3 protein-coding genes are annotated in these 7,714 nt (G+C 71.1%); all 3 read left to right on the top strand.

All coding sequences use genetic code 11. The features are described from left to right. Window positions 1-99: 99 nt before the first annotated feature. On the top strand, window positions 100-774 hold the full coding sequence (locus ACI38Z_RS05040) for an AAA family ATPase (protein ID WP_439789099.1): 675 nt from the start codon (window positions 100-102) through the stop codon (window positions 772-774). A gap of 1,043 nt (window positions 775-1,817) precedes the next feature. Further along, window positions 1,818-5,219 carry a PD-(D/E)XK nuclease family protein gene (locus ACI38Z_RS05035; protein WP_439789098.1) on the top strand — a complete coding sequence of 1,134 codons (3,402 nt, stop codon included), beginning with the start codon at window positions 1,818-1,820 and terminating at the stop codon, window positions 5,217-5,219. After that, a partial coding sequence (locus tag ACI38Z_RS05030; protein WP_439789097.1) for a UvrD-helicase domain-containing protein occupies window positions 5,216-7,714 on the top strand: 2,499 nt, incomplete at its 3' end. The genes ACI38Z_RS05035 and ACI38Z_RS05030, both read left to right, overlap by 4 nt.

Raw genomic sequence — 7,714 nt, 5'->3', positions numbered from 1 at the left:
GGCCGGCGGCACACCAAGCGGCCGAGAAGGGCTACCCTGTGAGGGGACGGCCCTTCTCGGCCGCGGCAAAACCACTATCGACACGATCGAAAGGCAAGCATGCCAACCACGAACGCATACGACGCCAGGCACAGCGCGGACGTCGCCGGCTCAGCCAACCCCGCCAACCAGGAGCCCATCGTCATCTCCATCGCGCGCGACTACGGCGCGGAGGGGCACGAGGTGGGCAAGCTCCTCAGCGTGATGCTGGGGATTCCCCTGTACGACAACGAGCTGCTGGTCCGCTCCGCGGCGCGTACCGGGGTCGACGTCGACCAGCTCGCCGCGGTGGACGAGCGACCGCAGCACGGGCCGCTCGCGTTCCTGCCCGACAGCATGGACCAGCGCTCGGGCGCGGACCGGGCGTTCCAGGCGATCCGCCAGGTCATCCTGGACCTGGGCAGCACGCGCCCGTGCATCATCGAGGGCCGGCTTTCCGACTACATCCTGCGGCGCAACCCCAACCTCATATCCGTGCTGGTCACGGCGCCGCTCGACGTGCGCGTGGAGATCGTGCGCGCAAAGCACGGCATGACCACGCACGACGCGAGCGCCTTCGTGCGCAAGCGCCAGCACGAACGCGAGCGCTTCTACACGCGCTACAGCAACGGCAAGTGGGACATGTACACGGACAAAGACCTGGTGGTGGACCGTTCCGTGTTCGGGCGCGAGGGCGCGGCCAAAATCATCGCCGCGGCGTACCGCCTCAAGGAGGAGCAGCTCGGCAGGGCGTAGCGGGCGGCAACGATAACACAGCTTTGGACTGATGGCCGGGCTCTGTGCCGGAGACGCTGGCACAGAACCCGGGCTTTTTGGGTGCAGCCTGGCAGCGGGGCTGGGTCCTGTGCCACGACGCGGCCGACCCCTGCACAGAACCCACTGGACCTTGCCCGGCCGAGCAATAACGACTGGGTTCTGTGTCATGTCCGGACGGCCGATGCGAGTTGTGGCCGGTTCTGTACCAAGCCATAAACTTCTTTACATATGGTGCGAGGCGTCTACCTCTGATCATGTGTTTCTTAAGCAGTCGGCTTTGCACAGAACCCTGAGTATCTTGCTGCGGGGTGGTACAGAACCCAAGGCTTTCGGTCGGGGACAGGTCGAAGCCGCACAGATCCCAATGGATTTCACCGGGCCGCGCAAAGTGAGCGGGGTTCTGTACCAAGGGCCGATGACGAAGCGCACAGAACCCTGTGAACCTTGCACTGGGGCGCAAGGACGTTGGGGTTCTGTGTCGCTGCCGGGATGCGCGTGCCAGTATTGGGCGGTTCTGTGCCCGTCATAAGCACCTTAATTTGTGTCGCGGGATCGCTACCTTGAGACATATGTTTTTGAATCGGATGCCGCCGCACAGAACCCTACCGAGTTTGTGGATTGGTGGTACAGAACCCCGTCCTTGCAATCTGGGGCGTCTCCCCACCGCACAGAACCCTCTCGAGTCTCACAAGCCGCGCCAACAGGTTGGGGTTCTGTGCCGCTATCGCCTGGGCACGTGGTACAGAACCGAGGCGACCTTGCGGGCGCTGCGGGCAACGGCGGATTCTGTGCCACGCTGGGGTTCGCGTATGGTACAGAACCCAGTCGGCCTTTGTGGCTCACGCAAGGTGGGGAGGGTTCTGTGCGGTGCCGATGGTACAGAACCCGTCCGGTTGGGCAACGGGCGAGAAGGGCGGGTCCTGTGCCAGCCGCCTGCCACGGCCCGGCGGCGTTCGCATCGAGCGCAATTTGCGTCCGCGTCCCGCGCTACGATAGATGCCGTCAATCGAAGGGGAGGACTCATGCCGCTCAACATCGTCACCACGGAGGATCAGAGGCTCGTTAGCGCGCCCGCGTTGGCGGCGCTGCGCAGGGCCGTGGGCGAGAAGGGCCGCGCGACGCTGCTGGTGCCGGACTTTGACAGGCAGCTCGATGCCTGCCGGGAGCTCGCGGCGCAGGGCCTCTCGCTCGGCGTGACCGTGACCACGCCCGGCGCCTGGGTGCGCGAGCGCTGGCAGGTGTGGGGCGACGGCACCAGGGTCGTGGAGCCCCTCGCGCGCACCGTCGCGCTGCAGTCATCCCTGGCCGCCGCGGCGCGGGAGGGCGCTCCCGACGCGCCGGCCTACAACGCCGGCACGGTCCGCGTGCTCTCGGCGCTCGCGTCGGCCGCGCTGCCCTGGGTTCCCGTTCGCGGGGACGGTGCCGTGGATCCGGACGCGCTCGCGGCGTTGGGCCTCACGCGGGCGGAGGCAAACGTGGTCCGCGTGCTCGACCGCTACGTGGCGCTGCTGCGCGAGTCCTCCTACACGGAGGAGTCCGTCGCCATGGCGGGCGTGGTCGGCCGCGTGTGTGCTGCCGGCGCTCAGGGGTCGCTCTGGCCCACGGCGTTCGTTGGCTTCGACGAGCTGTCCAAGCCGCAGCGCGAGCTCGCGCTGTCCCTCGCCGCGCACACGGACGTGACTGCGGTCTTCCTTTCGGCAAACGAGGCCGCGGCCGCGGGGGCATCCCGCGCGGCGGCGTCCCTTGAGGATGCCTGCGCCAAGCGGGGCATCCCGTGCACGCAAACGGGCGAGAAGGGCGACGCCCCGGGGTCGGGTCACGCTCTGGAGCCCGGCCCCATCCCGGTACCGGACCGCGTCCCGGAGCTGTGGCACCTGCTCGAGGCCCTGTTCCGGGGCGACGAGCGCGTCGCGGCGGAGGGCGCCGTGTCTCTCGCCCTGCCGGCGGGCCCGCTGGCGGAGGCGGAGGCCGTCACGCAGGAGGTGCTCTCGCTCGCGGCGGAGGGCTGCCGCAGCGTGGTCGTGGTGGCGCCTGACACCGTGCGCGCCTGGCGCGAGCTCGTGCCCAAGCTCGTGGCGCGCGGCTGCGGCGTGCGCGGCCGGGTCTCCGTGCCCGCCGCGAGCCTCGACGCCCTGCGCGCGTATATGGAGTTCGCGAGCTCGGTCGCGACGCTTGCGGAGCTCGACGCCACGTGGCCAGAGCCCGAGCGCACGGAGGAGGGCACCCTCGTCCACCTGGGCGACATGAGCTGGTGGCCGCCGCGGCACGTGACGGACTTCCTGCTGTGCGACGTGGCGCACGTGCCCACGGCGCGCGCGTACAACCTGGACCGCGCGTGGCGCTCAAACCGCCTGCTCACGCCCGCGGACGTGCTTCGGACGCTGCAGAACCCCGGCGCGACCTCGCCCGAGGTCGCCGCGGCAACGCGCGAGCTGCTGCGCGGCCGGCTCGGCTCGGCGGCGTCCAAGCTGCTGCAGCCGTACGTGGCGCAAGCTGCGTCGGCGGCACCCGCCGCGGTGGGGGAGAAGGACGGCGCCCGCCCGGTCGACTACGTGACCGACGACGACGGCAACGTCGCCGTCACGTGGACGCGCGAGGACGACCCGATGGCGGACGTCTGCGCCATGGGCTCGCTGCTGGCCGTGCTCAACGTGGCAGGCACCCTAAAGGAACTCGGCTTCTCCGCTGATCCCAAGGCGGAGGACCGCGTGCCGCTGGCAGACCTGGTGCGGCGCGCGCAGGAGGCGCTCGCGGGCGTGTCCGTGCGGCTGCGTCCGGGCGTGGCGGCAAAGGTTGCCGCGCCCGTCGCAAACGTGCAGGTCATGGGGCCGGCGGACGCGGCCCGGCTGGCGGCGGGCTCCGTGGACGCCGTCATCGTGTGCGGACAGAGCGCGGCGGAGTCGCCCGTGGAGCCCGCGGACGACGTCGCGAGCGCGCTGACCGAGGCCATCTGCCGCGAGCCCGCGCCCGACACCATGGCGCAGGCACGCGCAAGGTTCTGGCGCCAGCTCGCCGCGGCGCGCCGGCACGTGACGCTCGAGCGCAGCGGCAACGACGACGCGTCCAAACCGCGCTACCCCTCCGTCATGCTGACTGAGCTGCTCGCGTGCTACGACGCCGCGGACGACGGCACGTCCAAGAGCGAGAAGGACGAGCACGACGACACGAAGCCCAAGCGGGTCCTGGCCTGCCGCGCGCAGGCGGAGACCGAGGCCGTGGCCAACCTCAGCCCGAGCGGCACGGCGCCTGCCGAGCCGGTCGCCCGCGAGGACGTGGCGCCTGCCGGCCGCGTGACGGACGCGGCGGCGCGGGCCCTCATCAACGTGCCGGTCGAGGGCAAGCCCGAGCTGCTGGACGGGAGGCCGTACCTCTCGGCCTCGCAGATCGAGTCCTACCTGGAGTGCCCGTACAAGTGGTTCAGCCTGCGGCGCCTGCGCCTGCGTGACTCCGACGCGGGCTTTGGCCCGATGGAGATGGGCACGTTCGCGCACCACGTGATGGAGGTCACGCACCGCACGCTGCTGCAGGAGGGCCTGGCCGCCATGGAGGCGCGCGGCGAGGCGGTGCCGGACCCCTTGCGGGACCTGGCGACGCCCGTGCCGCACTCGCGCGTGAGTCTGGACGACCCCGCGGGGCTCGAGCACGCCAAGGGGCTCCTGCGCCAGACGCTTGCCGCGGACCTGCGCGCGCAGTTCGTCAGCACCGGGCGCCACGACCGCGACCAGGCCTTCGTGCCGCACACCGCGCAGGACGAGGGCCAGCTCCGCACGCTCGAGCGCGACCTCTGCAGCGCGCTCGACTACGAGGCGGGCCTGCTCACGGGCTTCGAGCCGCGGCTCTTCGAGTGGGACTTCGGCCACAAGGGCGACCTGGTGGAGTACGCGGGCGCGTGGCTCAACGGCACGGTCGACCGCGTGGACGTGGACCCCCATGGTGGCGCCGTGGTGATCGACTACAAGCACAAGGGGTTCAACGGCTTCGCGCGTGAGTACGCCGCGTTTTCCGGCGCGGACGACGGCGACGGGGGCGCGCCCTTCTCGCTCCCACGGCGCGTGCAGGCGCTCATCTACGCGCAGGTGGTGCGCCGGCACTTCCCCAACCTGGCCATCCGCGGCGCGACGTACCTCAACACCCGCGGACAGGACCACGTGCTGGCGGGCGCGGTGGACGAGGGCCAGATGGAGCGCGTGTTTGGCGTGCACCAGCCCAAGAAGGCCGCGGCAAAGGCCATGGCGGTGGAGAGGAACGCGGGCTTTGGCACGGAGCACGCCCGGGGCATGGACGCCCTGCTCGACGCGACGGAGGAGGCCATCCGCGCCGCCGTGGCGCGCATGATGGAGGGCGACATCGAGGCGGCGCCCGTGGACGCGAGCGCCTGCGAGCACTGCCCGGTCATGAACTGCGAGAGGAAGATCACCAAGTGAGCGGCTTCGACCTTGAAGGACTGAACGACGAGCAGCGCAAGATCGTGACGACCCTGGAGGAGCCGCTGTTTGTGGAGGCGGGCGCGGGGTCCGGCAAGACCTTCACCCTCACGCGGAGGGTGGCGTGGGCGCTCTCGCCCGGCTCCGGCACGGACGGCAGGCCGTTTCTGGACGACCTGTCGCAGGTGCTCGTGATCACGTTCACGGACGCCGCCGCGCAGGAGATCCGGGAGCGCGTGCGCTCCACGCTGCGCGAGTGCGGCATGCGCGAGCAGGCGCTCCAGGTTGACTCCGCCTGGATCAGCACCATCCACGGCATGTGCGGGCGCATCCTCAGACGCCACGCCTTCGAGCTGGGGCTCGACCCGCAGTTCAAGATCGTGGAGGGAAACGACGCCAGCGCCATCGAGGCGACGGCCCTGGAGCAGGTGGTGGGCGGCGCCTACCACGACGCGCACGATGCGCCGGAGGGCTCGCCCCTGCGCGAGGCCTTTGCGGAGTACACGCTCGGGGAGGCCGCGGCAGACGGCGCCACGGGGCTCATGGGCGTGGTGCAGGACGTGCGCGCCGCGGCCCGCTCCGTGCCGGATGGGTACGAGGGCCTGACGTTTCCGCAGGCAGACAGCGTGTCAGAGGTCATGGCGAGCCTCGCGGAGGAGCTGGAGTCCCTCGCGGCGCAAAAGCTCACGGACGCGGCGGAAAAGAAGGTCACGCCCTCCCTGGCGGCCGTGAGGGAGTTCATGGAGCTCGCGCCGGGCAGGCGCACGGCGGATGCGGCGCTCGAAACGCTCGGCGCGGTGACGCTGCCGGCACGCGGGGGCAAGGCCTTCCAGGAGCAGCTGGACGCCGCCAAGGGCGCGCTCGCCGAGGCGAGGGCGTGCGTCCTTCTCGCCCGTCCGCGCGCGTGGGTGGATGACATCGTGGCGCTGGCGCAGAGGGTGGACGAGCGCGTGGCCGAGCTCGAGCGCGAGGCCGGCGTGCTTTCAAACGACGAGGTCGTGAGCCTGGCGCTTCGGGCCGTGCGCGACAACGACATCGTGCGGCGCGACTACGCGGGCCGCTTCCGCCTGGTGATGGTGGACGAGTTCCAGGACACGGACGCCACGCAGCTCGAGCTCATCGGCCTGCTGGCGGGAAAGGACGCCCGGCACCTGGCCACGGTGGGCGACGCCCAGCAGTCGATCTACCGCTTCCGCGGCGCGGACGTGGGCGTGTTCCACGGCAGGGGAGAAGAGCTGCCCCCGTCGCAGCACGTGCGCCTTGCCATCAACTACCGCAGCCACCGCGACGTGCTGAGGCTGGTGGACAGGGTCTGCGGCGGACAGAACGGCGTGCTCAAGGGCTTCATGCACCTGGACGCCAACCCCGAGCGCGACGACAAGTACCGTGCCCGCGACCTGCCGCGCATCGACGTGGAGGTCACGCGCGGCTCGGGCACGCGCGGCCAGGTGAGCGCCACGCAGGCGAGCGTGGCCGCGGCCGCCATCGCGGACAGGCTCGCGGAGTACGCAGCGCACGGCGAGCGGCCCGGCGACATGGCGCTCCTCCTGGGCGCCACGACCAAGGCCGCGGCGTACATCGACGCGATCCGCGCGCGCGGGCTCGAGTGCGTGGTCACGGGCGGCTCCACGTTCACGAAGGCGCCCGAGGTCGAGGTCATGGCGAAGCTCCTGCACGTGCTCGCGAACCCCAAGGACACGAAGGCGGGGCTCTTCCCGCTGCTCACGAGCGAGATGTTCGAGCTCGACGCGAGCGACCTCGTGCAGCTGGGCACGCGCGCGCAGCGCGAGCTGGACGCGCCCACGATGCGCTCGATCGACCGCGGGCTCGAGACCATGGCGTTCTTCCACGACGCCACGCCGTCCGCGCGGCTCGCCCACGCGCACGACGTGCTGGCACGGGCGCGCCTCGCGCTCAGGACCAGGCCCGTGGCGGACGTGTGCCTGCAGGTCGCCCGCGAGTCTGGCTGGCTCTCGCGCCTGGAGGCGGAGGGTCCGGCCGGCGCCGCCCGCGAGGCCAACGTGCTCGCGGCCGTGAGCCACATCCGCGACCTCACGCAGTCTATGGGGCTCGGCCCCGCGCGCGCCGCGGCGGAGTTCGACCTCTGGCTCCAGGTCGCCAAGGTCCCGCCCGCATCGCTTTCCGGCGGCCCCGAAAGCTCCGTCCGCGTGATGACGATCCACGCGTCCAAGGGCCTGGAGTACCCGGTCACGGCCGTGGCGGAGTGCTGGGCCACCCGTCCCGAGGGCGGAAAGCTCCGCAGGCTCTCCACCGGGCGCGGCAGCGCGTGCGTCCTCATGCCGCAGCAGTCCATCTCGAGCGACCTCAAGCGGGTGGAGTCCACGGGCAACCCGTCCACGCTCGCGGAGTGGGCGCGCTACATCAACGACGCAAACGACGAGGCCGCGGCGGCCGAGAAGACCAGGCTCCTCTACGTGGCGCTCACCCGCGCCCGCGAGGCGCTCATCGTGGGCTGCAACGTGTCCACGAGCAAG

The sequence above is a fragment of the Parafannyhessea sp. genome, assembly GCF_051876455.1.
GTDB lineage: Bacteria > Actinomycetota > Coriobacteriia > Coriobacteriales > Atopobiaceae > Parafannyhessea.
Note: the sequence above shows the minus strand (reverse complement) of the source record. Positions and strands in the feature narration are given on the sequence as shown.

What these genes read in the sequence shown, in the direction of transcription:
- ACI38Z_RS05040 (WP_439789099.1), top strand. Translation starts at nt 100, where the DNA reads ATGCCAACCACGAACGCATACGACGCCAGGCACAGCGCGGACGTCGCC.
- ACI38Z_RS05035 (WP_439789098.1), top strand. Translation starts at nt 1,818, where the DNA reads ATGCCGCTCAACATCGTCACCACGGAGGATCAGAGGCTCGTTAGCGCG.